Genomic DNA, 1060 nt, shown 5'->3' with positions numbered 1-1060 from the left:
GGGGAGGGGCGGCTTGACGCCTGTCTGGCGCGCGCCTATCACTCTAGTCGAATGCAACCGGCAATCGACTAGGGCGGCTAGCATGGAGAAATCTATTTCCTATAACGAAACGAATAAGTCTATATTTACAGCTGGTGATGACTTCGATCGGGCGGCAACAATCGAATTTATCAAACGTGCGGATTTGGATGATCTCAGAAATCCGCTCTTTCTTGAGAATATAGTAATTCCGAATATTGGCCTGGATAGGTTTATTTCACAGCATTATCCAGAAAATATACGCAAGTATTGCGGAAAAAATTTTATGGCTTGTCAAATGCCTATCCAGCTATCTAAGTACCTAGCCTATCTTTCCGGTAAGAAGATCAATAGTTACCTAGAAATCGGTGTTGCGATGGGCGGAACATTTGTTCTTACTGTTGAATATTTGAAGCGTTTCAATGGCGAGATCGACGCGATGATCATCGACATGAACCCTCCCGGTGAGCATCTCGATTGGTACTCAGAAAACGGCGGAAGTTTTCGGTATCTAGTCGCCAACACAACAGAACCCAAGGCGGCAAACGCAGTTATGAGCAGAAAGTGGGATCTGGTGCTCATTGACGCCGATCACACAGAAGAAGGATGTTGGCGCGACTACCTCATGGCCAAAGAGTTTGCGCGACTCATCGCTTTCCATGATGTCGTCAATGACCTTACGCCTGGCGTTGCTGCTGTCTGGAAAAGATTGAAAGAGGTTTTGCCTACGTCGAGATATAGGGGAGTTTATCGAGCAATACCCGGACTTCACAAAAACTGCCGAATTCTCGAAAACAATGGGGCTCGGCGTCATTTCGCTCAGCTGAATAGGTAATCAACCCTGAGACGACTGCCGGAGTCACGCAACGCTACGTCCGAAAGCGCTGGAGACCAAAGGCTTACAAAAATGCGGACTGCAATTTTTATGAGAGGGCCTTTTCGCCCAAATCAATCGGTTCGAGGCCGGCCGGCATGCTACAATTCACGATATCTCCCCTGACGGGAAAGGCATCATAAACGACCAATTCGGGGTGCCGACGCC

Annotated in this window: 1 protein-coding gene; it reads left to right on the top strand. The window is 48.2% G+C overall.

Going from position 1 to position 1060, the window contains the following annotated elements:
- The coding region (locus A1351_RS24340) for a class I SAM-dependent methyltransferase (protein ID WP_210178230.1) at positions 1-853 on the top strand (853 nt) is incomplete at its 5' end.
- Positions 854-1060 lie beyond the last annotated feature (207 nt).

This window comes from Methylosinus sp. R-45379 (genome assembly GCF_001644125.1).
Lineage (GTDB): Bacteria > Pseudomonadota > Alphaproteobacteria > Rhizobiales > Beijerinckiaceae > Methylosinus.
The sequence above is the reverse complement of the archived record's forward strand: the minus strand, read 5'-3'. Positions and strand labels throughout refer to the sequence as shown.